The 24,786-nt window shown below is 29.1% G+C and carries 28 protein-coding genes; 23 read left to right on the top strand and 5 right to left on the bottom strand.

Annotated elements, in window-relative coordinates; translation table 11 throughout:
- The first annotated feature begins 2 nt into the window (after positions 1-2).
- The 11 genes from CLOBL_RS12715 to CLOBL_RS12670 all read left to right on the top strand — a co-directional run bounded on the left by CLOBL_RS12715 (position 3) and on the right by CLOBL_RS12670 (position 10,255).
- Positions 3-1,406, top strand: coding sequence for an NADH-quinone oxidoreductase subunit N (locus CLOBL_RS12715; RefSeq protein WP_179117748.1), 1,404 nt, complete (start codon positions 3-5; stop codon positions 1,404-1,406).
- A 292-nt stretch (positions 1,407-1,698) separates the two neighbouring features.
- On the top strand, positions 1,699-2,385 hold the full coding sequence (locus CLOBL_RS12710; protein WP_009171686.1) for a response regulator transcription factor: 687 nt from the start codon (positions 1,699-1,701) through the stop codon (positions 2,383-2,385).
- Positions 2,382-3,755 carry a HAMP domain-containing sensor histidine kinase gene (locus tag CLOBL_RS12705; protein ID WP_077859377.1) on the top strand — a complete coding sequence of 458 codons (1,374 nt, stop codon included), beginning with the start codon at positions 2,382-2,384 and terminating at the stop codon, positions 3,753-3,755. Before CLOBL_RS12710 ends, CLOBL_RS12705 begins: the two co-directional genes overlap by 4 nt.
- A 219-nt stretch (positions 3,756-3,974) precedes the next feature.
- Positions 3,975-5,804 carry a sulfite exporter TauE/SafE family protein gene (locus CLOBL_RS12700; protein ID WP_077859376.1) on the top strand — a complete coding sequence of 610 codons (1,830 nt, stop codon included), beginning with the start codon at positions 3,975-3,977 and terminating at the stop codon, positions 5,802-5,804.
- A 155-nt stretch (positions 5,805-5,959) separates the two neighbouring features.
- Positions 5,960-6,199, top strand: a complete 240-nt coding sequence (locus tag CLOBL_RS12695) for a heavy-metal-associated domain-containing protein (protein WP_077859375.1) — start codon at positions 5,960-5,962, stop codon at positions 6,197-6,199.
- A 20-nt stretch (positions 6,200-6,219) separates the two neighbouring features.
- Positions 6,220-6,486, top strand: coding sequence for a hypothetical protein (locus CLOBL_RS12690; protein WP_077859374.1), 267 nt, complete (start codon positions 6,220-6,222; stop codon positions 6,484-6,486).
- Positions 6,487-6,636: 150 nt separating this feature from the next.
- A complete protein-coding gene (locus CLOBL_RS28000) occupies positions 6,637-6,783 on the top strand; it encodes a hypothetical protein (protein WP_179117747.1) in 147 nt (48 codons plus the stop codon).
- Between the two features lie 157 nt (positions 6,784-6,940).
- A complete protein-coding gene (locus tag CLOBL_RS12685) occupies positions 6,941-8,653 on the top strand; it encodes a methyl-accepting chemotaxis protein (protein WP_077859373.1) in 1,713 nt (570 codons plus the stop codon).
- A 97-nt stretch (positions 8,654-8,750) separates the two neighbouring features.
- A complete protein-coding gene (locus tag CLOBL_RS12680; RefSeq protein WP_077859415.1) occupies positions 8,751-9,194 on the top strand; it encodes a MarR family transcriptional regulator in 444 nt (147 codons plus the stop codon).
- 96 nt (positions 9,195-9,290) lie between these two features.
- Complete coding sequence (locus CLOBL_RS12675) at positions 9,291-9,722, top strand: hypothetical protein (protein ID WP_077859372.1); 432 nt, start codon at positions 9,291-9,293, stop codon at positions 9,720-9,722.
- Between the two features lie 119 nt (positions 9,723-9,841).
- Positions 9,842-10,255, top strand: coding sequence for a (2Fe-2S)-binding protein (locus CLOBL_RS12670; RefSeq protein ID WP_077859371.1), 414 nt, complete (start codon positions 9,842-9,844; stop codon positions 10,253-10,255).
- A gap of 235 nt (positions 10,256-10,490) precedes the next feature.
- On the opposite strand, the gene CLOBL_RS12665 is transcribed toward CLOBL_RS12670, so the two are convergent.
- Positions 10,491-10,811, bottom strand: coding sequence for a hypothetical protein (locus tag CLOBL_RS12665; protein WP_077859370.1), 321 nt, complete (start codon positions 10,809-10,811; stop codon positions 10,491-10,493).
- A gap of 101 nt (positions 10,812-10,912) precedes the next feature.
- Positions 10,913-11,230: a hypothetical protein gene (locus CLOBL_RS12660; RefSeq protein WP_009171675.1), complete on the bottom strand. Its 318-nt coding sequence runs from the start codon at positions 11,228-11,230 to the stop codon at positions 10,913-10,915.
- Between the two features lie 254 nt (positions 11,231-11,484).
- Here CLOBL_RS12660 and CLOBL_RS12655 point away from each other — a divergent pair, with 254 nt between their 5' ends.
- Positions 11,485-11,775, top strand: a complete 291-nt coding sequence (locus CLOBL_RS12655; protein ID WP_077859369.1) for a DUF5316 domain-containing protein — start codon at positions 11,485-11,487, stop codon at positions 11,773-11,775.
- 199 nt (positions 11,776-11,974) lie between these two features.
- Here CLOBL_RS12655 and CLOBL_RS12650 read toward each other — a convergent pair whose 3' ends face one another.
- On the bottom strand, positions 11,975-12,574 hold the full coding sequence (locus tag CLOBL_RS12650) for a 3D domain-containing protein (protein ID WP_009171673.1): 600 nt from the start codon (positions 12,572-12,574) through the stop codon (positions 11,975-11,977).
- A 277-nt stretch (positions 12,575-12,851) separates the two neighbouring features.
- Between CLOBL_RS12650 and CLOBL_RS12645 the strand changes: the two genes are divergently transcribed.
- From CLOBL_RS12645 to dapF, 3 genes are all read left to right on the top strand, one after another.
- A complete protein-coding gene (locus tag CLOBL_RS12645; RefSeq protein ID WP_077859368.1) occupies positions 12,852-13,493 on the top strand; it encodes a DUF975 family protein in 642 nt (213 codons plus the stop codon).
- 231 nt (positions 13,494-13,724) lie between these two features.
- Complete coding sequence (locus tag CLOBL_RS12640) at positions 13,725-13,982, top strand: hypothetical protein (protein ID WP_077859367.1); 258 nt, start codon at positions 13,725-13,727, stop codon at positions 13,980-13,982.
- Positions 13,983-14,087: 105 nt separating this feature from the next.
- The gene (dapF, locus tag CLOBL_RS12635; protein ID WP_077859366.1) at positions 14,088-14,960 is read left to right on the top strand and encodes a diaminopimelate epimerase; all 873 of its coding nucleotides are present in this window, start codon (positions 14,088-14,090) and stop codon (positions 14,958-14,960) included.
- 171 nt (positions 14,961-15,131) lie between these two features.
- Here the strand turns inward: dapF and CLOBL_RS12630 are convergent, their stop codons facing one another.
- Positions 15,132-16,058, bottom strand: a complete 927-nt coding sequence (locus tag CLOBL_RS12630; RefSeq protein ID WP_077859365.1) for an AraC family transcriptional regulator — start codon at positions 16,056-16,058, stop codon at positions 15,132-15,134.
- A 154-nt stretch (positions 16,059-16,212) separates the two neighbouring features.
- Between CLOBL_RS12630 and CLOBL_RS12625 the strand changes: the two genes are divergently transcribed.
- Positions 16,213-16,953 carry an SDR family oxidoreductase gene (locus CLOBL_RS12625; RefSeq protein ID WP_077859364.1) on the top strand — a complete coding sequence of 247 codons (741 nt, stop codon included), beginning with the start codon at positions 16,213-16,215 and terminating at the stop codon, positions 16,951-16,953.
- A 165-nt stretch (positions 16,954-17,118) separates the two neighbouring features.
- Here CLOBL_RS12625 and CLOBL_RS12620 read toward each other — a convergent pair whose 3' ends face one another.
- Positions 17,119-17,691, bottom strand: a complete 573-nt coding sequence (locus CLOBL_RS12620; RefSeq protein WP_077859363.1) for a class I SAM-dependent methyltransferase — start codon at positions 17,689-17,691, stop codon at positions 17,119-17,121.
- 261 nt (positions 17,692-17,952) lie between these two features.
- On the opposite strand from CLOBL_RS12620, the gene CLOBL_RS12615 reads away from it, so the two are divergent.
- The 7 genes from CLOBL_RS12615 (at position 17,953) to CLOBL_RS12585 (ending at position 24,675) form a co-directional block, all read left to right on the top strand.
- Positions 17,953-19,086 (top strand): ROK family transcriptional regulator, encoded by a 1,134-nt coding sequence (locus CLOBL_RS12615; RefSeq protein ID WP_179117746.1) that lies wholly within the window; start codon positions 17,953-17,955, stop codon positions 19,084-19,086.
- A 20-nt stretch (positions 19,087-19,106) separates the two neighbouring features.
- A complete protein-coding gene (gene lgt, locus CLOBL_RS12610; protein ID WP_077859414.1) occupies positions 19,107-19,877 on the top strand; it encodes a prolipoprotein diacylglyceryl transferase in 771 nt (256 codons plus the stop codon).
- A gap of 81 nt (positions 19,878-19,958) precedes the next feature.
- Positions 19,959-20,690: a YjgB family protein gene (locus tag CLOBL_RS12605; protein ID WP_242953834.1), complete on the top strand. Its 732-nt coding sequence runs from the start codon at positions 19,959-19,961 to the stop codon at positions 20,688-20,690.
- 326 nt (positions 20,691-21,016) lie between these two features.
- On the top strand, positions 21,017-21,835 hold the full coding sequence (locus CLOBL_RS12600; RefSeq protein WP_077859361.1) for a sulfite exporter TauE/SafE family protein: 819 nt from the start codon (positions 21,017-21,019) through the stop codon (positions 21,833-21,835).
- Positions 21,836-22,060: 225 nt separating this feature from the next.
- Complete coding sequence (locus tag CLOBL_RS12595) at positions 22,061-22,381, top strand: rhodanese-like domain-containing protein (protein WP_077859360.1); 321 nt, start codon at positions 22,061-22,063, stop codon at positions 22,379-22,381.
- 38 nt (positions 22,382-22,419) lie between these two features.
- Positions 22,420-24,120, top strand: a complete 1,701-nt coding sequence (locus CLOBL_RS12590) for an FAD-dependent oxidoreductase (RefSeq protein WP_077859359.1) — start codon at positions 22,420-22,422, stop codon at positions 24,118-24,120.
- Between the two features lie 141 nt (positions 24,121-24,261).
- The gene (locus tag CLOBL_RS12585) at positions 24,262-24,675 is read left to right on the top strand and encodes a bacteriohemerythrin (RefSeq protein ID WP_077859358.1); all 414 of its coding nucleotides are present in this window, start codon (positions 24,262-24,264) and stop codon (positions 24,673-24,675) included.
- Positions 24,676-24,786 lie beyond the last annotated feature (111 nt).

Below are 24,786 nucleotides of genomic sequence, written 5' to 3'. Positions count from 1 at the left end.
TTATGAGTTATATAGTTGAACTTTTAACTGCAGCTTTATGTCTTGTACTTTTGGTAGTAAGTTTATCCCTATCAAAGTACAAAGAAAAGCTAAGTTTATTTACAGGAATATGCCTTTTGATGATTTTAGTGATTTCTTTCTTTAATGGAGGACATGTACAAACTTTACTTAATGGAGCTTATATTAATGATTCCTTTAGCACTTTTTTTAAACAGTTGTTTTTAATAGCTGCTATTCTAACAGTATTAATTTCTAAAGATCATTTAGTTTCTAAACAGGGTGAGTTTTACGCATTAATTGTTTCAGCACTGCTTGGAATGATGATTATGGTATCTTCTGGAGAACTCATCGCAATATATGTAGGATTAGAATTAATGACCATATCTTTTTGTGTTCTAATTGCTTATAAGGGCGATGCAAAGTCAAAGGAGGCAAGTTTAAAGTATATCATTTTAGGTGCAATGTCTTCAGCAATTTTCTTATACGGATTAAGTTTAATATATGGCATAACACAAACTACAGTTATCAAGGAAATAGCAGAAGTATTAGGAACAGGAAGCGTTTCACCATTAGAAATACTAGGTATGATATTTTTAATTGCAGGTTTTGCTTTTAAAATTGCTATTGTTCCTTTTCATATGTGGGCGCCCGATATTTATGAAGGAGCACCTACTTCAATTACAGTATTTTTAGCAGTAGCATCTAAAGTAGCAGGTCTAGCAGTTTTATTAAGGCTTTTTATGACTGGTATGTCTTCAATTTCAGATTATTGGATTGAGTTAATAGTTGTTTTATCTGTTATAACTCTAGTCCTTGGAAATTTAGTTGCTATACCGCAAACCAATATAAAAAGGCTGCTTGCTTACTCAAGCATTTCTCAAGCAGGTTATTTTTTACTTGGGATTATCTCAAACTCAAGTCTTGGGGTAGCATCAATTCTGCTTTATAGTTTGTTTTATTTGTTTGCAAACATGGGCGCCTTTGGAGTTGTAATTGCTGTATCAAAGGCAACAGGCAGCGATGAAATTAAAGATTATGCTTATTTATCAAAAAGATCACCTTTTCTTTCAGCAGTTATGCTTATTTCATTGCTATCTTTAGCAGGGATTCCACCATTAGCTGGGTTTATAGGAAAATTTTATCTTTTTCTTTCTATAATAGAAAAAGGAGAGTTATGGTTAGCATTTTTAAGTATTGGAATGAGTGTAGTATCAGTATACTATTATCTTAAAGTTGTTAAAGTAATGTACTTTGGAGAAAGTTCTGATAAACTTGAGCCTATTTCTGTTTCTATAAGTACGAAATTAGCATTAACCATATCAATGATAGCTCTTGTTATATTCGGAATTTATCCAAATCAAATGATAAACATAGTTTTATCAGTATCAAATACATTTCTATATTAACCTCAGAATAGCTAATATTAATTTTATGTTTTATGAATACACCATGCATATAAGAAATTTACATCTCAATTTATGCATGGTTTAAAGTTTTATATGATTATAACTATTTGTAAAAGGTAGTGCTATATATGAAATTCTAACTTCTACATATAAAATTCATAACTTTATGCTAAAATACTAAATATATTGATGAGAAATATTTTGTAGATAATTAATGCTATAGGCTTTATATAACTACACGATGTATAGAATTACTTAATTTGTAGTCTTTAAGACAGTATGGGGGTATGTTATGAATAATAATATTTTAATAGTAGAAGACGAAAAGGGTGTATCTGAAATTTTAAAAGCATATTTAGAAAAAGAAGGCTATGGAGTTTACTTAACTGAAAATGGTCTAGATGGAATTGAGGTTTTCAGAAAAGAAAAAATTGATCTTGTAATATTAGATTTAATGCTTCCGGACATTGAAGGAGAGGAAGTTTGCAAAATTTTAAGAAGAATATCTGATGTATATATTTTTATGCTAACTGCCAAAAGCACTTTAAGTGATAAGATAGAAGGCTTAAATATTGGAGCAGATGAGTACTTAACAAAACCATTAAGCCCAAGAGAGCTTACTGCACGGGTAAATGCTTTATTTAGAAGAGTTGGAGAGAAGCATGATAACATTCTTTCTTTTAATAACGATAAGCTAATTATTGATAATGATAAGAGATTAATTAAGGTAAATGGAGAAGAAATTAGTCTAACACCTAACGAATTTGATATATTATGTGTGTTAGCATCAAATAAAGGAAAAGTATTTTCACGGGAAGCAATAATAGAAAGGGCTTTTGGAATTGATTTTGATGGTTCAGATAGAATTATAGATGTTCATATTAAAAATTTACGTAAAAAAATTGAAGAGGATAGCAAGTCTCCGAGATACATACTTACTGTAACCAAAATCGGTTATAAGTTTGGTGATGACGTATGAAACAGAGTATTAGAAAACGTCTTAGTTTAATTATAATAGCGTGCTCTGTAGTTGCTGTAATTCTATCAGCGTTATTAGTAAATATGACGATTACTAGCACATTTAATAGTTATATGAAAAATATACAGACTCAAAGAAATACAAGATTAGTAGAGTATTTTCAACAGGTTTATAAAAGTGATGGTAAATGGACTGCAAGTTCAGGAGAAGAAATGATGCATGAAGCATATATGAGTAATTACTGCTTAACTCTTTTAGATGAAAATCAAAAAGTAGTTTGGGAAATGAATCATGAGGATATTAAATATAAAAATTATATGACCCTAAATGGTAAGGAAGAAACTGGGGTTTATAATACGAATACTTTTAATATAGACGTAGACGGAAAAACTGTAGGCTATATTATAGTAGGGCAATATTCACCTGTTTTATTTTCTCAAGAGGATATAAGCTTTAAAACACAGATTAATAAGAGCATCGTGTTTAGTGGAATATTAACTTTAGCAATTGTGGCTGTAATAAGCCTCATATTATCAAAACAATTTTCCAAACCTATCAAAGCAGTTTCAAAGACTTCTGTAAGTTTGTCGAAAGGAAATTATGATTCGAGATCAAATGTAAAAAGTGATATTGAAGAAATAAGAAATTTGACAGAGAGTATAAATTCTTTAGGAGATAAACTAAATAGTCAGGATTTGCTTAGAAAAAGGCTTATTTCAGATATATCTCATGAAATAAGAACTCCTCTTAATGTATTGCAAAATAATTTAGAAGCAATGATAGATGGAGTAATACCTGTAACAAATGAAAAACTCAATAATTTAAATGATGAAGTAATAAGATTCGGTAAGCTTTTAAATAATTTAAATGCATTAAAGCAAATTGAATCGGATGAAATTGTACTTAAATTAGGATTAGTTGATATAGGAGAGCTTGTTAATAATGTAATTAGCGATTTTTCTATAGCAGCAGATGAAAAAAATGTAAAGTTACTCATAAATAAAGAAGCTAGGATTAATTATACAGTTTTAGGTGATTATGATAAATTAAAACAGGTATTTATAAATCTGATTTCGAATGGAATTAAATTTACTAATAGCTCTGGAACTGTATGGATTAATATTAGTAGTAATGCTGACTCTGTCATAATTGAAATTAAGGATAATGGTATTGGTATAAAGAAAGAAGATCTGCCTTATGTTTTTGAAAGAATGTACCGTGGAGATAAAAGCAGACATAAAATCGAAGGTAGTGGAATTGGACTTACCCTTGTAAAGAAAATATTAACGCTACATTCTGCAACAATAGACGTAGAAAGTAGAGAAAATAAAGGAACAACATTCACAGTATGCATAAACAAAAATAATTAATGAATTTACATAAAAAATTTAGAAAAGGTATAGTGCTAACTAATAAAAAAATTTTAGTATTTATGAAAAATATTATTTGAATTTCATAAATACTAAAATTTTTGTTTTTTATTAAATCCTCATAAAATCTTCATAACTTTTTAATATAATTGATATGTATAAATTCTGGAAATTATAATTTATTACTGAAGTAACTACAGTAATTTAGTGGAGGGTAATATGAGCATTAAGAGAGAGATTATTAAAGTCTATGATATGACATGTACTTCCTGCGAAAACAGGGTAGAAAAAGCTTTGAAAAAAGTTAATGGAGTTAAAAATGCTATGGCAAGCTATAGTGCTCAGCAGGTAGTTGTTGAATATGATAGTGAACTTTGTAATCAGAATGAATTAAAGGAAGCCATCAATCAGGCTGGTTATAGCACGAAAAATTCAAGCACTATGAAAATTGCAGGATTTTTGGTTATTGGAGCAGCAATTTTGCTTCTTGGCAGTTCAACAGCAGGTTTTGACATGAGTGATAAGTTAAATAATGCATCTTATGTGGTGCTATTTATTGTTGGTATGCTTACATCAATTCATTGTGTAGGTATGTGCGGCGGAATAATGCTTACGCAAAGTCTATCTAAAAACAGTATTGTAGATGAAAAGCAGAATAAATTAAAGAATTTAATGCCTTCAATTTTATACAATGCAGGTAGAGTGACTTCTTATACTATTATTGGTGGTATTGTAGGTGCTTTAGGCTCTGTATTATCATTATCCCTTAATGTAAAGGCTGGACTTCAAATTTTTGCAGGAATATTTATGGTGATAATGGGCTTAAATATGACTGGATTTTCTTTATTTAGAATATTTAATATTAAATTACCGTGGTCTTCATGTAAAATAAAGAACAAACCTAAAGCACCTTTTTTAGTTGGAATGTTAAATGGTCTTATGCCTTGTGGACCTCTTCAGACAATGCAGCTTTACGCCTTAGGTACTGGTAGTGCCATAAATGGTGCGATTTCAATGTTCCTATTTTCTTTAGGGACAGTTCCGTTAATGTTACTATTTGGAGCAGTGTCAGGATTATTAAGTAAAGGTTATACAAAACAGCTCTTAAAGTTTAGTGGAGTTTTAGTCGTAATACTTGGAGTTATTATGGGAAACAGGGGGCTTGCCCTGGCGGGTGTTGGTGTGCCTAATGCTAGTAGTTTAGCACAAAGCTTTTCAGGGAGTGAAGCAAGTGCAGCTCAAGCTAATATTGGCAAGGCAACAATTGAAGATGGAGTCCAGGTAATAAGGATGACTGCAGATAATAATGGATATACTCCAAATGCTTTTTATGTACAAAAAGATATACCTGTTAAATGGATTATAACAGGTAGTCAGATAAATTCATGTAATAATGCAGTAGTGATACCATCATTAAATATACAAAAAACTTTGAAGTCAGGAGAAAACGTAATAGAATTCACACCTAAAGATGGAGATATTAATTTTAGCTGCTGGATGGGAATGATAAGAGGTGTAATTAAGGTAACGGATAATCTTGATTCTGTAGACACATCTAAAGCAGATTCATCAATTCCAGCACCAAGCAGTGGAATGAGCTGCTGTACAGGGGGAGCTCCAGGAGCTGCTGGTACTGCACCACAAACTCAAAGTATATATGGAAATGATTTAAGCAAGGTATCTACTGATAGATTGATTAAAAAAACAAATATTTCGGGAGATACTCAAAGCTTAAATATAAAGGGAAGTGGATATGAGTTTGAGCCTCTTGTAGTAGTAGTGCAAAAAGGAATAAAAGCTAACCTCTCAATTGATCTAACTTCTTTTAATAATGCAGAAGGTAAATTCTCCATATTAAATGGTGAAAATAATGATGTAGTAACTAATTTTACAGGCAAAAAAGGAGTGGTAAATGTCGAATTTACTATACCTAATAGTGGAACATACCTTATTGTGAAAGATAATTCTATTGCAGCTGCAATTGAAGTTACAGATTCATTACAGACTGCTAATTTAGAAGATATTCGTAAAAAATTAATTAATGACTAAAATATATTAGGAAAATATGAGTTGATATCTTGCTTAGTTAAAAGATATCAACTTTTTTAATATTAAACTAATTTGAAATTTTGAGATCTTAAATAATAATCTTCATCTTATCTTCACATTATTTATTTAAAATAGATACATGAGGAGGGGATAACTTGAAAAGACACAATTTAAGTTTCAAGCAGGAAAATATGCTTTGTCATAGATGCTTAATGAATGTAGTAAGAACTCTCAGTTTAGTCAAAGGACTAGAAGAAATTCATGTTAATCTAGAATCAAAAAAAATAAGAATAACCTATATAGACGAAGAAATATCAAAGGATGATATAAAAAATATTGTAAATAAGTCAATTTTGAGTGGAAAGGTAATTAAACTTACCCCAAAAGCATGTTAAATAATGAGGAGGATTTTTATATGAACTGTCATGGAAATAATAAAAATGGAGAAAATAAAAAACATAATCCAATAAAGCATATGTTAATGATGGTGCTTTGTTGCGGATTGCCTTTTATAATTGTAGCAATACTTCCGTTTATAAATATAGGAGCAGGCTTTAAGGCTGCAATAAGTGGGATAGCACCTTTTTTATGTCCGCTGTTTATGATGGGCATGATGGGTATGATGTTTAAAGGAATGAAAAAAGAAAATTATGCAAGTAAGAAAGAAATAGAGAAGGAATAAGGTAATAAGAGCAGCTTAAATATTCAAAAGGCTTAAGTATTGGGAAACTTAGGCCTTTTAGATTGCCTATTTATTCTATATAGATGGCTTCTACATAAAATCTTTATAAGTATTTTATATAATACATGATATAAAAGGAGCGATGTATATATGGAAACAGTAATATCAATATTGATATTTATAGGAGCAATGTTTGTAATGTCTAAATTAGGTTTAGGATGTTGTGGTGGACATTCTAAGAATAACGGCACAAAAAGCTGCTGTGGTTCAAAGAAAGAGGATGTTTCTGAAAAATAGTTTATGTAAATTGATAAAGTAGAAGCAGAGAATAGAATTATAAAGTTATTTAAGAAGGAAGCTGCTCTTAGCTTCCTTGCTTTGTGAAACACGTACTTTATCAGACTACAATGATTTTGTTGACATTAGAATGAGTATTATAATTTAGGAGGGGCACATGAAAGCAGTTAAAGGTTTAAAGCTTTCGCAAAAGCTTATATTATGTTTTTTATTGATTTCATTTATTGTAGGAGGAGTTGGTTTTATAGGAATATCAGAGATGAGAAAGCTTAATGCAAATTCAACTTCTATGTATGAAAATAACTTAATAGATTTGAAGACAGTCGAAGAACTTAAAGGAAATTTTTTGCAGATACATTCTGATTTGCTATCTCTTTTGAATACAAAAGATGAAAGTAAAAAGCAGGAAATTGAAGGCGAAATTGAAAAATTAACGGATGAAGATATGAAATTTTCTGAGGAATTCATGAAAGCATCTAAAACAAATGATGGAAAGGAGTTAATGTCAGAATTCATGGAGCTTCATGAAGAATATATGATGGAACGTAAAAAATTTTCAGAGTTAATAGATGCAGATAAATATGATGAGGCACAGATGGCTTTTCCGATGGTAACGGAGTCAAGAGATAAAACTATTGACAGCATTAATAAAATTATACAATCCAATTTACAGGAAGCTAAAAATACAAATGACATTAATAATTTAATATTTAAGAAATCTTTTTATATAATGATTGGAATAGTAGTATTTGGTTTTGTTTTTGCCATATTACTTGGAACATGGATATCAACAGTAGTATCAAAGCAAATTAAGAAGATTTTATTATTTGCGGATGCTTTAGGTAATGGAGATTTGACTAAAAGGATAGATATTTCCTCAAAAGATGAAATGGGGAAAATATCTAATGCTTTAAATAGAGCGGCAGAAAATACTAGAAAACTTATAGCTAAAATAATATCGAATTCTCAAAATATAAGTGATTCAAGTGAAGAAATTTATAAAACAATAGATGGAATTTCAATGAAAATGAATAATATTAATGAAGCAACAAAGGAAATATCTTCTGGTACTGAGGAATTAAGTGCCACAGCGCAGGAAGTGAATGCATCAATTGAAGAAATAACTTCAAATACAACAGAATTATCAAAGAAAGCAAAGGAGGGAGATAGGGCTTCCAATGAAATTCAAATTCGTGCAGCAGAAATTAAAGATAAAGGCTTAAAATCAATAGAGATTACAAAGAAAATATATAAAGAAAAGCGAGTAAATATTTTGAAAGCAATAGAAGAGGGAAAAATCGTTGAAGAAATTAAGATTATGGCTGATTCTATAGCTAATATTGCATCTCAAACAAATCTTTTAGCCTTGAATGCAGCTATTGAATCAGCAAGAGCTGGCGAAATGGGAAAAGGATTTGCTGTAGTAGCAGATGAAATACGAAAGCTTGCAGAACAATCATCAGAAAATGTTTCAAACATACAAAATGTTATACTTCAAGTAAATAATGCATTTAATAATCTCTCAGGCAATACTCAAGAAATACTTTCGTTTATTGATAACAACGTGAATCCAGATTATGAGCTATTCTTGCAGACAGCCTTAAAATATGAGGAAGATGCAGAATTTATTAAAGATATGTCAAAAGAGATTTCAAATGGAGCAATTCAAATACTTAATTCAATAGAGCAGACTAATGTTGCAATTGAAACCGTATCTGCTACGGCACAGAGATCAGCAGAAAGTTCAGAAGGAATATTAAATAGTGTTGATGAAACGACTATTGCGACTCAAGAAGTTTCAAGTTTTGCACAAAAACAAGCTGAATTATCAGAAGAGCTTAATCACTTAATACAAAAGTTTAAGATATAATTTAAATCATAATTAAAGAAGAAAAGCAATACAACTAAATAAAGTTTTAAGAAATATGTACTTGACATTATTACTAATTAGTAATAATATTATTTTTATGAATAAGAAGATTACTTATGGAGAATTAAATGATTTAAATTTAAAAGCAGTTATAGCCTTAAGTCGATGTATTCAAAGTGTTAATAAGAGAGAATACAAAATCATCAAAGAGGGAGGATTAACTTTTTCGCAATTTGGAGTACTTGAAGTACTATATCATAAAGGAGATTTAAGGGTTAGTGAAATATTAGAAAAGACTCTTTCTACTGGTGGAAATATGACTGTTGTTATAGATAATTTAGCTAAAGATGGTTTAGTTAAAAGATGTGTAGATCCAGAAGATAGACGTGCGAGTTTAATAAGCATTACTGGAAAAGGAAGAAAGCTTATCGATGAGATTTTTCCAAAGCATGTGGATAATTTGGGTGAAATTTTTGGTGCTTTAAATATAGATGAAAAGAAGATCTTAATAAATTTATTGAAGAAATTATCAGGTGTATAGAGGTACACCTTAATTTTTAAATATATACTACTAATTAGTTATAAACTAATTAGTAGTATATGGTTTTGAATTTGTATATTTGGAGGAAGTTTTAATATGAATTATATAAATAATTTAGAAAACAATATTAGAGAGGTATGCAGTGATTGCGGTCACAAAGGAACTGAAAAGTGTAATTATAGAATGTGTAATATTGGGTTTACAAAGTATGTTATAGAAAATATAAGAGATAAAGCTACAAATTATATTGAAGATGGTGAAAATCTAATTCCTAAAAATGATCTGAAATATTATGATGAGAAAATAATTGCAAAAGGGATAGCAAGTATTTGTAAATTATGTAAAGAATGTAGTGACAGTCATAGTGAGAATTGTGCTATAGCATTAATAAGAAGGTCTTTAGAATATACTCAATTAAAAGATAAAACAGTATATCCAGGAAATGTACTGATGCATTTAATGAATATATCAAAGGAAAGACCAGAATTTGCGGAATTAATAAAGCAAGAGTATATGTCTATGGAATGACAGTTAAGATAAGTTTAAGTTAATAGATTGAAAAACAGACAAAAAGGTGAATTAATTATATAAGCCTTTTATATAGATTAAAATTGAACAATACAGAAACTGAGGAGGAAACGGAAGATATGATAAAATCAATAATTTCAAAATTAATGGGTTATAAAGGAGAAAACAAAATGGAAGATAATAAAATCGTATGCGGATGTTACAAAGTTACAGAGGAAGATTTGAAAAATGCAGTGAAAAATGGGGCAAAGTCTTTTGAAGAAGTACAAGCAGTAACTAAAGTAGGTACTGGTTGCGGAAGATGCGTAGAAAGCAATAAAGCATTAGTAAATAAATTAATAATAACTAATAAAATAGAGGAAAATCCTATTGTATGTGGATGTTTTAAAGTTAGGGTACAAGATTTAAATGATGCAATAAAAAATGGTGCTAAATCATTTGAAGAGGTGCAAGCAATAACTAAAGTAGGCACTGGCTGTGGACATTGTGTAGAGAGTAACAGAGAATTAGTTAATCAATTATTGGCCAAATAATATTAAAAGAATAAAGGAAATCAATTATAAATAAATAGTATAAAACCACTTATTTGGAGATATAAATGTATTTCTATATGAGTGGTTTTTATTTTTAGGTGCAGTTTTTTCATACTCCATAAGTGAGTATTGCACTGTTGCTATATTTATTATTTAGTTATATTGTTGAAAAGTGCATATAGAAATACTAAAAAACCTTTTAGAAAGCACATAAAAAATAGACACTAAAAAGTGCCTATGATGAAAGAAATACTTCTCCCTTTCCAACTATGGCTATTCTAAAATCAGGTTGAATATCTAATAATGAATATTTTGGTGAGTTAGGTTCCATTCTTATAGATTGATAAAGTGCATGATTTTTATCAAAAACAAGTACATAAACATTGTCAGTAGTAGAAACATTTTGAACAGTATAATTTTTTGCTGTCATATTGAGATCTGATGGCTTGTAGAAGCCCTCTTTAAAAACGTTGCCTATAACAGCTAAAGATACTGAGGTGATTATGCTAACTGATAGAAACAATAAAATTAACAATGAAACAATAAATTTTTTCATTAAGATTTTCCACCTCCCATTTAAATGTATGTTAGATGTATTTTGCAAATTTTTGAAAAAATAGTAGATTAAAATAAAAACATACTATTTTAAAAATTTATTTAGGAGATATTTACGTCTCCATTACCAACTATTACTATTCTGTAATCTGGTTTTGTGGGAAATAAACTATATGATTGCGATTTGGGTTCTAATTTTAAATATTGCTGTACAACGTTATCTTCATTAAAAACAATCAAATAAACACTATCATCAGAGGAGGCATTTTGTATTGTATAAGTTTTATCTGGTTCAAGTTTAAGATCAGATGCTTTATATAAACCTTCTTTAATACCGCTTACTTGAGCTAGAGGAGAAATCATAGTTAAATTCAATAATAAGAGTAATATTAACAAAAGTGAGATACTAAATTTTTTCATAGAGATATCCATCCTTTCAGATTTATTTTCTGTAATAAAACTGAAATTATACATATGCTATTTTGATATGTTAATTTATTAAGAAAAGAATATATTAGTTTGTTTTTAGTGATGAAACATCATATAGATATGTTATAATTAATAAAAAATGTATATATATGTATTGATGCGCGAGAATAATAAGAAAAAATAAGTATGAAAATACAGTTGAAGATATGATATAAGTAATATATGTATTTAAGGAGCGTGAATTTTTGAAGTTATCATTTTTTATTGGAGTGCTTGTTGCAATTGTAGCACATACTATTGGAGTTGTTTTAAATGATTATAATATAACACTAAAGATATTCGGAGTTATCTGCATAGGTTCGTTTATTTTAAGCGGTATATTGAGCGGAACCTTTATTAGTGGAGATAGATACAGAGCTAATTCTCTTAGTGAAACCAAAGAAGATAAGAATAGAAGAATGAAAATAGTTAATAAGCTGATATTATTATCAATACCTAGTTTAATTGATGCAGTAGCTATAGTGATATTAAAATAATTTAATTATTATTAAAGAGAAGTTTGGTTTCATAAAGAGAGGACAAGTATTTTTTGTCAATGAATTTACTTCCTAATTAGTATGATAAACAAATGTGAATTTTGTAATAATATTCACACTGATTTGAATGTTAAGGATTGCATATTCAGAAATGAATCTGCAATTTTTTTGTTGCGCAACAATAAAATATAAAAAATAATTATTTGATTATATAACCTTTAACTTTTTGAATACCGTAATCATTTACTCTACGGAAATATTGCTTATCATTTTCACCAGGTTCTCTCGGAATGTAAACATCTAATTTGTTATCTACATTAAAATACTTATTAGAACCTCTATCATTGACGACAACTTGTCCATAGCCCTCTAGATATATTTTAGTATTTAGAGGGAGTATGTTATTAGCTACACCGCCTGGCGTCAGGGGCTTATTTTCACAAGTGACTGCACCTGCACTACTATTCTCTGATTTTAGTGAGGTGTAAAAAGTCAGGGTGAATTCTTTTGATTCCTGTTCATTTATTTTATCTTTCTGTTCTTTTTTTAATTCTGAACTTTGATTTAATTCACTCATTAACTGATCAATGATCTTTTGGGAAGAGGATTCTTCATCATGTATATCAGTAAGATTTTCATTAGATTCAACTTTATTCTTCTCCTTAAGTTCCATTTTTGTATTATTATCTTTTACAACAGCAGTTGCTAAAGCGTGAAATGGTGTTATTGTGCTTATATTGCAAATGTTAAGCATAAAAATAAAATTTAATAAGCACACTATCCTCTTTACTCTTAGCATTTGTTCACTCTCCTTTGTTAATGAATTTAATTGGATGTACTACCTTTATTTATAAATTATAGCACAAATGTAAAAAAGTTACAGAAAAAAATAAAAAGAATAGTAAATGTTAAATTTTTTTCTAAATAAAATGTTCTTAAATAGTTCAATACACCCTTTTACATAACAACTTAAAAAATATAAAACTAAGCTTAGGAATTAAATGGCAATGCATATGCAATATATGTTATAATTTACATGTAGTAAAAAATTATTTGAAGGGGTTTAATGATTATTTATGGAAGTTAATTGTAAAAGAATAAAAAATGATGCAATAAGCAGCTTAAGAGGAAATTGGACTGTGGCAATAGTAAGTGCTATAGTGTACAATTTTATAAGGGTTATAGGTGATGTGGTTTCTTTACCTGGAGGAAAGTTGCCTATTACAATATTAACAATTATTTCAGATGGAATTTTTATATTTGGATTTACCGCAATTATATTACACATAATAAGGGGAGAGCAAACCGAAGTTTCAGAGATTTTTATTGAAAGTAAAAGATTTTTAAAAGGATTAGGAATGACACTAGCAACTGGTATTTTAACATTTTTATGGACACTTTTGTTGATAGTTCCAGGTATAATAGCAGCACTCAAATATTCAATGACATTTTATATATGGGTAGATAATCCTAATATTGGTATTAGTGAAGCTATTGATAAAAGTATTGAAATGACAAATGGGCATAGATGGGATGTATTTAAATTATACTTGAGTTTTATTGGCTGGTTTATATTAATATTAATACTAACTTTTATAGTAGAGAAGTTGAATTTTAAGTATTACATGCTGATTTCATCTATTGGAATGATTCCTTTAGGTTTATATGTTCAGGTGTCTATGGCAGTATTCTATAATAAGCTGCTTAAAGAGATATAATGAAGCGGATTTATGTAGATTTTAGACCAATTAAAAATGTTTTTAATTTTTATAGGAAATTATAGTATGATTTAAGCTTTAGCTATATAAGTAGTACTGATTAGTGCATTGAAGTTAATTCGATGCACTTAATTTTTTTGTAATCATATCTTAAGAAAGTAGTAATGGTATTGACAAGCAACTGACAAAAACGGATAGTAAGATTTAATACTATATAGAGGTGATAGTATTATGAAAGAATTTAAAGAATTAGAAGTAGAAAGTACAATTACAGAAAAAGAAAAGCAGATATTGAAAATAGCATTGGATGGAATAAATGGATTAAGTTTTAAACCACTAACAGTAGTTAAGAATGGAGAAGAAGATTATTATTTTATATGTGAAGTAAAGACTTCAATAAGAAATCTACAAATGAAAATGGCTAAAGTATATGTAAGAGTTCAAGAAGAAGACAATCCTAAATTGTTATCAATAGAGAAATTATCATAGTTGCTATCTTAAAAAGCCACTACTAAAAGCTTGTCTTATGTTATAATTATAAAATATTATAAAGTATAGATAAATACAGTTTTGATAGCAATAAAGGAGAAAGCAATGAATAATAATTTTTTTGTAAAGACTCATGGCTTGGGGAATGAATATATTGTTTTAAATGAAGAAAAAATAAATTTTGAAATTAATGAAAATGCAATTAAGAGAATATGTAATGTAAACTTTGGTATAGGTTCTGATGGAATACTTTTAAAGGTTAGATCAAGTAAAGCAGATTTTGGGTTAAAGATTTTTAATCCAGATGGTTCTGAAGCAGAAAAAAGTGGAAATGGTTTAAGAATATTTTGCAAATATATTTATGACTATGGTTTTGCAGATGGAAGAGAATTCTCAGTTGAAACTAAGGGTGGAATAGTTAAAGCAAAAATTATTGAAGTTTCAAGTAATAAAGCAAAATTAATTTCTGTGGATATGGGAAAGGCAAATTTTGATTCCAAAATAGTTCCAACAAACTTTGAAGAAAAAGAGGTTATAGGAAAGAAACTTAAAGTTTCTGATAAGGAATATGAAATAAATTGTGTTTCAATGGGAAATCCTCATTGTGTTATTTTAAAAGAAGAATTAAATATTGACGAAATAAAAGAATATGGAAAGCTTATAGAAAACCACAATAAGTTTCCTAATAGAACTAATGTCCAATTTGCTAAAGCAATCTCAAGAAGTGAGGCAGAAATACTAATATGGGAAAGAGGTGCAGGTTTTACTTTAGCATCAGGAAGTTCCTCTTGTGCGGTAGCAAGTATTTTGAAAAAAAGAAATTTAGTTGATAACAAAGTTAAAATTAAAATGCTTGGTGGAGAATTATTAATAGAAATAGATGAGAAGTGGAATGTGAAAATGACAGGAGAAGTAAGGCAAATAGCAGAAGGGACATTAAGCAATGAACTTATTGAAGATTTAAATAAGAAATTATAAAGTTAAATATTTCAATAGATAAAATTTCTTAAACAATATGCGATTATTTTATTAATATAACCTTCTACATGATACAAGATGAACTGCATCATGTAGAAGGTTAATTTGTTATACGGTAATGGTAATATATTAAGCTAATAAGCAGATTGATGACTTAAGAAACTATATGTGTTATATGAAATCAATATTCATATTTTTAAGGCGTTTCATATCATTCATAGGGGGCATACCAAACATTCTGGCATACTCACGACTGAACTGAGAGGGACTTTCGTAGCCAACTTGAAATCCAGCTTCAGCAGCTTCAGTTATACCAGAAAGAAGAAGGCGGCGTGCTTCCTGCAAGCGTATTTGCTTTTGGTATTGTAGTGGACTCATGGCTGTAACTTCCTTAAATTGATGATGTAAGGAAGAAGGACTCATATTTAAATTTTTAGCTAAGTCGTTAATACGTAATGGTTTAGAAAAATTATTATTAATTAAATGAATAGCTTTTGCTATTGAATGTGTATTGCTACCGCTGCCTATAAATTGATTAACTAGATAACCTTGATTATCCTGAAGAATGTAATAAAGTATTTCGTGAATAAATAATGGTGCTAAAACAGGTATATCTTTAGGCTTATTTAAAAGATTTACAAGCCTTATTGCAGCGTCAAGAAGTATAGAAGTAGTTTTGTTTACTACAACACCTTTTCCTAAATTATTATTTTCACTAAAAACGTCCTGAGATTCTTTAAGTATTTGTAAGATTTGATCAGAAGTAAAAGTGAGATTAATGCAAAGATAAGGATGCTTTGAGGTAGCTTCCAGTATTTTACAAGTGACAGGCAATTTTACAGAGGCAACCAAATAAGAAGTGGGATCATATTTGTAAGTTTCCGTACCAAGCAATACAACTTTTGAACCTTGAGCAATTATGCATAAGGAAGGCTCGTAAATACTAAACAGCTGTTCATGCTCGCTTGAAGCACGGATTAAATCTAAAGTCGGAATGGCAGTTGAATTAAAGCCGTCTTTAGTAGCAAACTGTTCTATTAAATGAGCTAGTTCTTTCTGTTTAGCTAATACCGTGTTATCTTCATTTATATTATTCATGTTATATTCCACTTCCTTTACAGATTATAATATATTAATAATTTTAATATTATTTGCAGGATTGGGCAAGGATATTATATTAATGTTCTACTGGTTATATAGTTTCATAACTTATAATTTATATATAAGATTAATTAAAGGAAGGATGATATAAATGAAAAATTTAGAAGGAAAAGTAGCAATAGTAACAGGAGCATCAAGGGGGATAGGAAGTGCAATAGCTAAGCAGTTAGCTGATTTAGGAGCTAAGGTAGTAGTGAATTTTTCAAACAGTGAAGAAAAAGCAGCAGAAGTTGTTAATAGCATAATAAGAAAAGGTGGGGAGGCTGTCGCTATTAAAGCAGATATAAGCAAGGTAGCAGAGGTAGAAAAGTTATTCAAGGAAACAGTTGATAAATTTGGTAAGATAAATATTCTTATAAATAATGCTGGTGTAATGAAAACTGTACCGCTTTTAGATTTAACTGAAGAGGAATTTGACAGGCATTATGAAATAAATGTAAAAGGAACTTTTTTTGCATGTAAAGAAGCTATGAAGCTTATGGAGAATAACGGAAGAATACTCAATTTTTCAACTTCAGTTGCTGGAGCTATGATGCCTGGATATAGTCTTTATGCATCTACAAAAGGAGCTGTTGAGCAAATAACAAGACAACTAGCAAAAGAATTTGGACCAAAACAAATTACAATTAATGCAATTGCTCCAGGTCCAGTTAATACTGAGCTTTTTACAAATGGAAAAACTGAAGAATTAATTGAAGGTATGAAAAACTTAAATGCGTTTAAACGTCTTGGGGAAGTTGAAGATATTGCTAACGTAGTTGAATTTTTGATTAGTGATAAAGCGCAATGGGTAACAGGACAGACTTTGCGTGTTAATGGTGGATTTATGTAGTTAAGACTTGGCTTAAGCCATATAGGATATAGATAATTAAGATTAATTTTAAAAATGGAGCTGTTGTATTCAGAAATTCAACAACAATATGTTGCCTTAGAATTTGAAAACCTAATATAACATATTGTAGTTTTTATTCTTTGTGCTACAGCTCATATTGTTCAGTTATTTTTGAGCTGTTACGCCATAAAAGTTATCACCGATATCTATAGTTGTTATATTTGAAAATTCATGTGTATTTAATAATTTTACTAATTCCATTTTGTCCAATCTATGATCAATTGGAGGGCCAAATTTACTATTGATTTTTGCCCATTCAACAATAGCTATCTTTCCGCCAGGAGATATAATTCTTTTTATTTCATTTAAGAAGTTTTCTTTTTCATTAGCTTCATGAAGTACGTTGCTGATAAAAGCAAAAGTTACGCTATTATCTTTTAGTTTCAAATTATTCTCATCTGTTAGAACAGTCTCTATATTTAAAATACTATTTTCTTTAATTTTTTTTTCAACATCTTGAAGCATTTCAGATAATATATCCATGGCAAAAACTTTACCGTCTGGACCTACAATTTTAGAAGCAGGAATAGTAAAATACCCGATTCCACAGCCTATATCAGCAACTATATCTCCTTTTTGTAGATTAAGATTAATAAGAGTTTCCTCTGGTGGCAGGATTTTTCTTCTTTGTTCGTTATCAAGTTTATGTTTGTTCTTTGCATCAAATTTATGTGTCATTATTTAAAATACACCTCCTAGAATTATAATTAATTATAGTGAATATAAATTTGAAATATAATATTAAATTTATTATAGTACAAAAAAGAAGATGGCAATGTGACATTGTCACAGAATATTTAATTTTATTTTGATAAATCAAAATGCTTTCATCAAGCATCTTTTAGTAAAATAAAGTTACAATTTTGTTAAATATATTAAAACTTATTTCCGGAATGGTTAAAAGATGATATCATTATATCAAGAAAGGAAGCGAGTTTCTTGAGAGCATATAATGGTTTTGAATCATTAAATGATAGATGTAAATATATATTTAGTATTATACAGAAAAATGGACCTATAACTAAAAATGAATTAATTGATATAACAAACATTAAATTAACTACACTAAACAGAGATCTTAAAATATTACTTAATGAAAAAATCATTGTTGAAAGTGATCTTGGACAATCACTAGGGGGAAGAAAACCAACTTTATATGATGTAAATCAAGAGAAATTTCATATTATTGGAATTGACATTTCGCGAACTTATACTAAAATAGTTATAACAAATTTAAAATTAAAGATAATAAAAGAAAGATTATTAAGTCATGAATATAATATGGAAACTATATCAGAAACTATACCTGATGCTATAAAAGAACTGTGCATAAGATTAGAAATACAAAATCCAGATATCGTTGGAATTGGGATAGGAATAGTTGGGGGATTTAATGTTAAGTCATTATGTGATACACTGAAAGAAGAATTAAATACATTAATATGTGTAGATAATGGTGCTAATGCTGCAGTTGTAGGAGAATATAATTTTGGAATTGGAAAAGGCAAAAAAAATATAGCATATATAAACTGTGGCGTAGGAATAAGAACTGGGGTTATATCATCTGGTGTTTTAATTCGTACAATTAACAATTCAGAAGATGCATTTGGACACATGATTGTAGATGTTAATGGGCTGAAATGCTCTTGCGGCAATTACGGGTGCATAGAAAGTTATGTATCCATATCAAACATAACTCAAAAATTTATTGATGAAATTAGAGGGATGAAGTCACTAAGATTAAATAAAAATTTAAGCAGTATTAATTATAGAGATGTCTGCAGTTTAGCTGAAAGGGAAAATGAAGTTGCTATTAATATTATTAAAAATTCAGCTTTATATTTTGGAATAGGACTTTCGAATTATATAAAACTGTTTAATCCAGAATTAATAATTTTAAGTGGACCATTAGTTCAAAATTCAAAGTTGTTTTATGATTTATCAAAAGAGATAGCTTTGAAAAAATCTCATATAGAAAATAATAATATTGAGTTTAGTAATGGAGGGCATTTTGAAGATACATCTATATCTGTGGGAGCATGTGCTATAGTTATTCAAAAGATATTAAACTAAAAGATAAGGAAGTGAAATTTATGAATCCAGTGGCGTTTTCAATTGGAGGATTTGGTATTAGGTGGTACGGTATATTAATTGCAACAGGAATGATACTTGGGATTTTAATATCAAATTACAACTGTAAATGGAGAGATGTTGATTATGATAATTTGTTAAACATTGTATTACTAGCTATTCCAATTGGAATAATAGGTGCTAGGTTGTATTATGTAGTATTTGAGTTTGACAATTATAAGGATAATATCATGGATGCTTTTAATATAAGAAATGGAGGACTTGCGATACATGGAGGACTTATTTTTGCTATAGTAACAGCTTTGATTTATACAACAAGAAAAAAATTAAGTTTTATTAAATTTGCAGATGTAGCTGCTCCTTCTATAATTTTAGCTCAAGCTTTAGGGCGATGGGGAAATTTCTTTAATCAAGAAGCTCATGGAGATGCAGTAAGCTATGAATTTATTAAGCATTTCCCAATGTTTATTCAAAATGGTATGAATATAAATGGAGTATATTATAATCCAACTTTTTTATATGAATCTGTTTGGAATATACTTATTTTCATAATATTAATGATTATGTTAAGAAAAAGCAAAACAAATGGTATAGTATTTTTCTCATACATAGGTCTATATTCTATAGGTCGTTTCGTAATTGAAGGAATGAGAACAGATAGCTTAATGCTTGGAAATATTAGAATGGCTCAATTAGTTAGTTTAGCCGGAGTAGTTATATGGATAATATTTTTGTTTTTCAGTTACCATAGAAAAAGTAAAAGAAGAATATAATTATTATATAAGAATATCCATTTTTTAATTAATAGCCATGTATATTAACTTTGACACAATAAGAAAGGATGGGATGAGTTGGTGAAACAAAATATTATTTCTAAATTCTCTAAAAAACTTATGAAGTTGTTATTTAATAAAAGGCTAACTTTAGCCGCTACAATAGTTCTTTCTTTAACTATAGTGGCTGGCTGCTCGAGTGTAAATAAATCATCAGATGATAAAACAAATAACATTCAAAGCAATGATAAAGTCTCAGACTCATCTAATGCTCAATCTGAATCAGGAGATAATAGCGACACTAATAAAAATAATGAAACAAAAAAATCTGAAGATAATTCAGAGAAAGCTATTCTTAATGATATTAAGACAAAAGCACAAGAAGGAAAGATTATTAATTCGGATTATCAAGCTGGAACGTCAAACATACAAGAAGTAGAGGAAAAACTCGGAAAAGAAGATAAGTCAGAATGGGTAGCAGATGCTAAAGGAAATTACTCTACTTATTCAAAAAACAATGTTGTTTTTGGTTCAAACAAAGGTGGCAGAATCTTTGAAATCAGATCCTTTGATCAGCGTTTAAATCAGATTTCTCTTTCAATGGTTGAAGACTTTTTTGGAACACCTCCTCATGATGTAACATCTAGTGGAGAAAAAATTATAGGCTATGTATCAGGAGAAGACTTTAAAATTTTATTTGTGTTTAAGGCACCTAGTGATAGCGATAATGATCCTAAGTTAGACCATTATTCGGTCTTGTACCCTAAAGGTACGGTTAACTCTATGGCAAGCGATAATGGTAGAGAATGGTGATATAATATAATAAAAAAAGTAGCAGGCTTTATAATTCTAAGTATATAAGCCTGCTACTTTCTTTTTTACTTAATTAGATTACTATTTATTTTTAATTGTACCTTAAATTTAAAATTATAAATAAAACTATTAGGAATAATTATAGTACCTCTAAAATGGGTGATAAAGTTACAGATAAGAATAGCGACATTTATTAAAATAAAAAACTTATTTCCAAAATGGTTAAAAGATGTTGTATAATATATATTGAAAGCTATTAGATTTAGGAGGCATTCGTAAAGCTAGTTTAATATGTGAATAAATCAGTATGAAAGAAGGTTTTTTAATTGATGCAATTTTTGTGGTTAACTCCTTTAGGATTTCTAGTTGGAGCTTTTGGAACTTTAATTGGTGCAGGTGGAGGATTTATACTGGTACCTATTTTATTATTGTTATATCCTGATAAGAGCCCGGATACAATAACTAGTATTTCTTTAGCAGTCGTATTTTTTAATGCATTATCTGGTTCTTTTGCTTATTCTAAAATGAAGCGTATTGATTATAAGTCTGGAATTATTTTTGCAATAGCAACACTTCCAGGATCAATCTTAGGATCGATAATAACAGGGTATGTGCCAAGGCAGCTTTTTAATGGAATATTTGGCGTAATATTAGTTATAGTATCAATAATCTTAATATTAAAAACAAAGAAGGAAGTAATAAATAATAATATAGTAATTAAAAAAGGTTATGTTACAAGAACAGTAATAGATATTGAAGGTATAGAACACACTTTTTCATATAATCCTATTGTTGGAATTATTGTAAGTGTCTTTGTAGGTTTCATGTCTAGTTTTTTGGGAATAGGAGGAGGAATAATACATGTTCCAGTACTTGTTAATGTGCTAAATTATCCAGTACATATTGCAACGGCTACATCACATTTTGTTTTGGCAGTAATGTCATTATCTGGGACTGTAGTTCATATAGTAAATGGGGCACTTCAGTCTAGTGTAATTCAAACTGCTGCATTATCTATAGGTGTACTATTTGGAGCACAATTAGGTGCTAGGCTTTCAAAGAAAATTCATGGGACAGCAATAATTAGAAGTCTTGCAGTCGCATTGGCTATTGTAGGAGTAAGAATATTTTTTATGGCATTTTAAAGTATAAGTACAAGATATATATTTGGAATAAATATAAGACTTAATAATGAAAAGAGAGGATATTAAAGGATTTATCTTCTCTTTTTTAGTTATATTGAATTTGTGTGACATGATCACATAAATTAATTGAAGAGTTATATATAATAAAGCCATAGAGAAAAACAGATGTTGATGATTAATAGTGAAAATAAAATTATTAGGATGAATTTTTAGGAGGAATTAAAAATGTTTGGATTATTTAAGAAAAATAGTGGAAGAGTAATAAATGTAAATGATATTGACGATCTTATTGGAAAAGTTGAACTGATTGATATAAGAGAAAAATATGAATATGCAGGCGGCAGCATAAAAACTGCAAAGAATATTCCAATGGGAGAACTTTTAAATAAACCAGAAAAATATCTGAATAAGAGCAAGGAATATTATGTAATGTGTCAATCAGGTGGAAGAAGTGCAAGAACATGTAATTCACTTACAAAGCAAGGTTTTAATGTTGTTAATGTTTCTGGAGGAATGGGTTCATACGCAGGAAAGAAAAGAAAATAACTAAGTATATTTGATTAAGAAAATAGGAGGTAAAAATTATGAAGAGAAAAATATTAATTATTGGTGGAGTTGCTGGAGGAGCATCTGCTGCAGCTAGGCTTAGAAGACTTAGTGAGGAAGATGAAATAATAATGTTTGAAAGAGGACCTCATGTTTCTTTCTCAAATTGTGCACTTCCATATCATTTAAGCGGCATTATCGAAGAAGCAGATAGATTGGTTTTAATGAATCCAGAAAAATTTCTAGTTCAATATAATATTAAGGCAAGAGTAAATAATGAAGTTTTATCCATAGATAAGAAAGGAAAGTATGTAATAGTAAAAGACTTATTGACTGGTGAAACTTTTAAAGAAAGTTATGATAAACTAATACTATCGCCAGGAGCTAAACCAATTGTACCAAATATTGATGGAATTGAAGAAGTGAATATCTTTACTATAAGAAATGTTGTTGACATAGATAAGCTAAATAAGCATATAAAATCAAATGATATAAAAGATATAGCAGTTATTGGTGGCGGGTATATTGGAGTTGAGGCAGCAGAAAATTTAAGAGAGGCTGGTTACAATGTATCATTAATAGAAGCAACTGATCAAATATTAAGGCCATTTGATTATGATATGGTTCAAATATTCCATAAAGAACTTTATGACCATGGAATAGATTTAATAGTAGGAGATAAAGTAGAGAAATTTGAAAAGGATAAGGTAATTTTAGCATCAGGAAGAAAAATAGATGCAAAGGTTGTGGTTATGGCTATAGGCGTTGCACCAGAAACTGCTTTGGCCAAAGCAGCAGAATTAAATATAGGAGAGACTGGAGCTATAAAGGTAGATACAAATTATAAGACAAACGATGAAGATATTTATGCAGTTGGTGATGCAATAGAAATTTATAATTCATTAACTCATTCTGTAGCTAAGTTATCTCTTGCAGGTCCAGCACAAAAGCAGGCTAGATCTGTTGCAGATCATATAAATGGAAAGAAAGGAATAAATAAAGGCTATATAGGTTCCTCAGCTATAAAGGTTTTTGATTATAATGGAGCATCAACAGGTTTAAATGAAGCGCTTATAAATGTTCTAAACATGAATATCAGCTATGATGTTGTAAGAGTTGTACTTACCGATAAGGTAGGGATTATGCCTAATTCATCCCCTGTACATTTAAAATTATTATTTGAAGTTCCAACAGGAAAGATTTTAGGAGCTCAAGCTATAGGGAAAGGTGATGTTAGTAAAAGAATAGATGTAATTGCAACAGCCATAAAATTTGGAGGAACTGTAGAAGACTTAAAAGATTTAGAATTATGTTATGCACCGCCATTTTCTACTGCAAAAGATGTTGTAAATTATGCTGGATATGTTGCTTCTAATCTTTTAAATGGTGATTTTAAACAAGTTAATGTGGATTTAGTCAGAGGGCTTGTAGAACATGGTTCATATATAATAGATGTTAGAGAAAGAGGAGAGTTTGCTAATGGGCATATTAAAAATGCAGTCAATATTCCATTGAGCGAATTAAGACAGAGAATAAATGAAATACCAAAAGATAAGCCTGTATATTTGCATTGCAGAACTGGCCAAAGAAGCTACAATGCTACTTTAGCCCTTCAGAATTTGGGATTTCAGAATGTATATAATATAACAGGAAGTTTCTTGGCCTTATCATTTTATGAATATTTTGATGATAAGAATAAGAGCAGGGAAAGCATTGTTACAGAATATAATTTCAAATAAATATTATCAGGTTTAAAATAGAAAAGTATATTCGTATGTTAGGTATTTTTAATTTTGTCTAAATGAATTTGCATTTTCTGAAAGAATATGATAAAATTTCTTTATTAATAATAATTATTAACAAAGAAGGGGAGAAGAAGAATGTCAGCATTTAAATGGAAGGAAGAATATAGCTTAAATATTGAAGAAATTGATAAGCAGCATAAAAAATTATTGGAAATAGGGAGAAGAGCATATGATATTGCAGTTATTGATGACGGGTATGATAGATTTGATGAGATAATGACAATAATTGATGAGCTTCTAGAGTATACAAAATATCATTTTGAATATGAAGAAAACATGCTGAAGAAATATAATTATGATCACATTCATGATCAGGAGGAAGAACATGGATTTTATGTTTATAAGATAAATGAAGTGGCATCTAGAGAAGATATTGATGATAATCAAAGAAAGGTGACATTAGAAATTATAGATTTTTTATCTGAGTGGATTAGCCAGCATATTAATGTAGCAGATAGAAAATATGCATTATTTTTAAAGACACTCTAATAAAAGATGAGAGTATAGCTATTTTGCTTTTCTCTCATCTTTTTATATTAAATAAAATTGACCTGTTGTAAAATGAAATTGAACTAATAAAAAATCCATAGTTGATTATTC

Origin of the sequence: Clostridium sp. BL-8, assembly GCF_002006495.1 — a bacterium.
In the GTDB taxonomy this organism is placed as follows: Bacteria; Bacillota; Clostridia; order Clostridiales; family Clostridiaceae; genus Clostridium.
Note: the sequence above shows the minus strand (reverse complement) of the source record. Positions and strands in the feature narration are given on the sequence as shown.

Bases quoted from the DNA above. Each gene is read 5' to 3' on its own strand.
- CLOBL_RS12590 (WP_077859359.1), top strand. From the start codon at position 22,420: ATGAAGAGAAAAATATTAATTATTGGTGGAGTTGCTGGAGGAGCATCT.
- lgt (WP_077859414.1), top strand. From the start codon at position 19,107: ATGAATCCAGTGGCGTTTTCAATTGGAGGATTTGGTATTAGGTGGTAC.
- CLOBL_RS12705 (WP_077859377.1), top strand. From the start codon at position 2,382: ATGAAACAGAGTATTAGAAAACGTCTTAGTTTAATTATAATAGCGTGC.
- CLOBL_RS12700 (WP_077859376.1), top strand. From the start codon at position 3,975: ATGAGCATTAAGAGAGAGATTATTAAAGTCTATGATATGACATGTACT.
- CLOBL_RS12585 (WP_077859358.1), top strand. From the start codon at position 24,262: ATGTCAGCATTTAAATGGAAGGAAGAATATAGCTTAAATATTGAAGAA.
- CLOBL_RS12640 (WP_077859367.1), top strand. From the start codon at position 13,725: ATGAAAGAATTTAAAGAATTAGAAGTAGAAAGTACAATTACAGAAAAA.
- CLOBL_RS12595 (WP_077859360.1), top strand. From the start codon at position 22,061: ATGTTTGGATTATTTAAGAAAAATAGTGGAAGAGTAATAAATGTAAAT.
- CLOBL_RS12625 (WP_077859364.1), top strand. From the start codon at position 16,213: ATGAAAAATTTAGAAGGAAAAGTAGCAATAGTAACAGGAGCATCAAGG.
- CLOBL_RS12660 (WP_009171675.1), bottom strand. From the start codon at position 11,230: ATGAAAAAATTTAGTATCTCACTTTTGTTAATATTACTCTTATTATTG.
- CLOBL_RS12685 (WP_077859373.1), top strand. From the start codon at position 6,941: ATGAAAGCAGTTAAAGGTTTAAAGCTTTCGCAAAAGCTTATATTATGT.
- CLOBL_RS28000 (WP_179117747.1), top strand. From the start codon at position 6,637: ATGGAAACAGTAATATCAATATTGATATTTATAGGAGCAATGTTTGTA.
- CLOBL_RS12680 (WP_077859415.1), top strand. From the start codon at position 8,751: ATGAATAAGAAGATTACTTATGGAGAATTAAATGATTTAAATTTAAAA.
- CLOBL_RS12690 (WP_077859374.1), top strand. From the start codon at position 6,220: ATGAACTGTCATGGAAATAATAAAAATGGAGAAAATAAAAAACATAAT.
- CLOBL_RS12675 (WP_077859372.1), top strand. From the start codon at position 9,291: ATGAATTATATAAATAATTTAGAAAACAATATTAGAGAGGTATGCAGT.
- CLOBL_RS12665 (WP_077859370.1), bottom strand. From the start codon at position 10,811: ATGAAAAAATTTATTGTTTCATTGTTAATTTTATTGTTTCTATCAGTT.
- CLOBL_RS12715 (WP_179117748.1), top strand. From the start codon at position 3: ATGAGTTATATAGTTGAACTTTTAACTGCAGCTTTATGTCTTGTACTT.
- CLOBL_RS12620 (WP_077859363.1), bottom strand. From the start codon at position 17,691: ATGACACATAAATTTGATGCAAAGAACAAACATAAACTTGATAACGAA.
- CLOBL_RS12645 (WP_077859368.1), top strand. From the start codon at position 12,852: ATGGAAGTTAATTGTAAAAGAATAAAAAATGATGCAATAAGCAGCTTA.
- CLOBL_RS12670 (WP_077859371.1), top strand. From the start codon at position 9,842: ATGATAAAATCAATAATTTCAAAATTAATGGGTTATAAAGGAGAAAAC.
- CLOBL_RS12650 (WP_009171673.1), bottom strand. From the start codon at position 12,574: ATGCTAAGAGTAAAGAGGATAGTGTGCTTATTAAATTTTATTTTTATG.
- CLOBL_RS12710 (WP_009171686.1), top strand. From the start codon at position 1,699: ATGAATAATAATATTTTAATAGTAGAAGACGAAAAGGGTGTATCTGAA.
- dapF (WP_077859366.1), top strand. From the start codon at position 14,088: ATGAATAATAATTTTTTTGTAAAGACTCATGGCTTGGGGAATGAATAT.
- CLOBL_RS12630 (WP_077859365.1), bottom strand. From the start codon at position 16,058: ATGAATAATATAAATGAAGATAACACGGTATTAGCTAAACAGAAAGAA.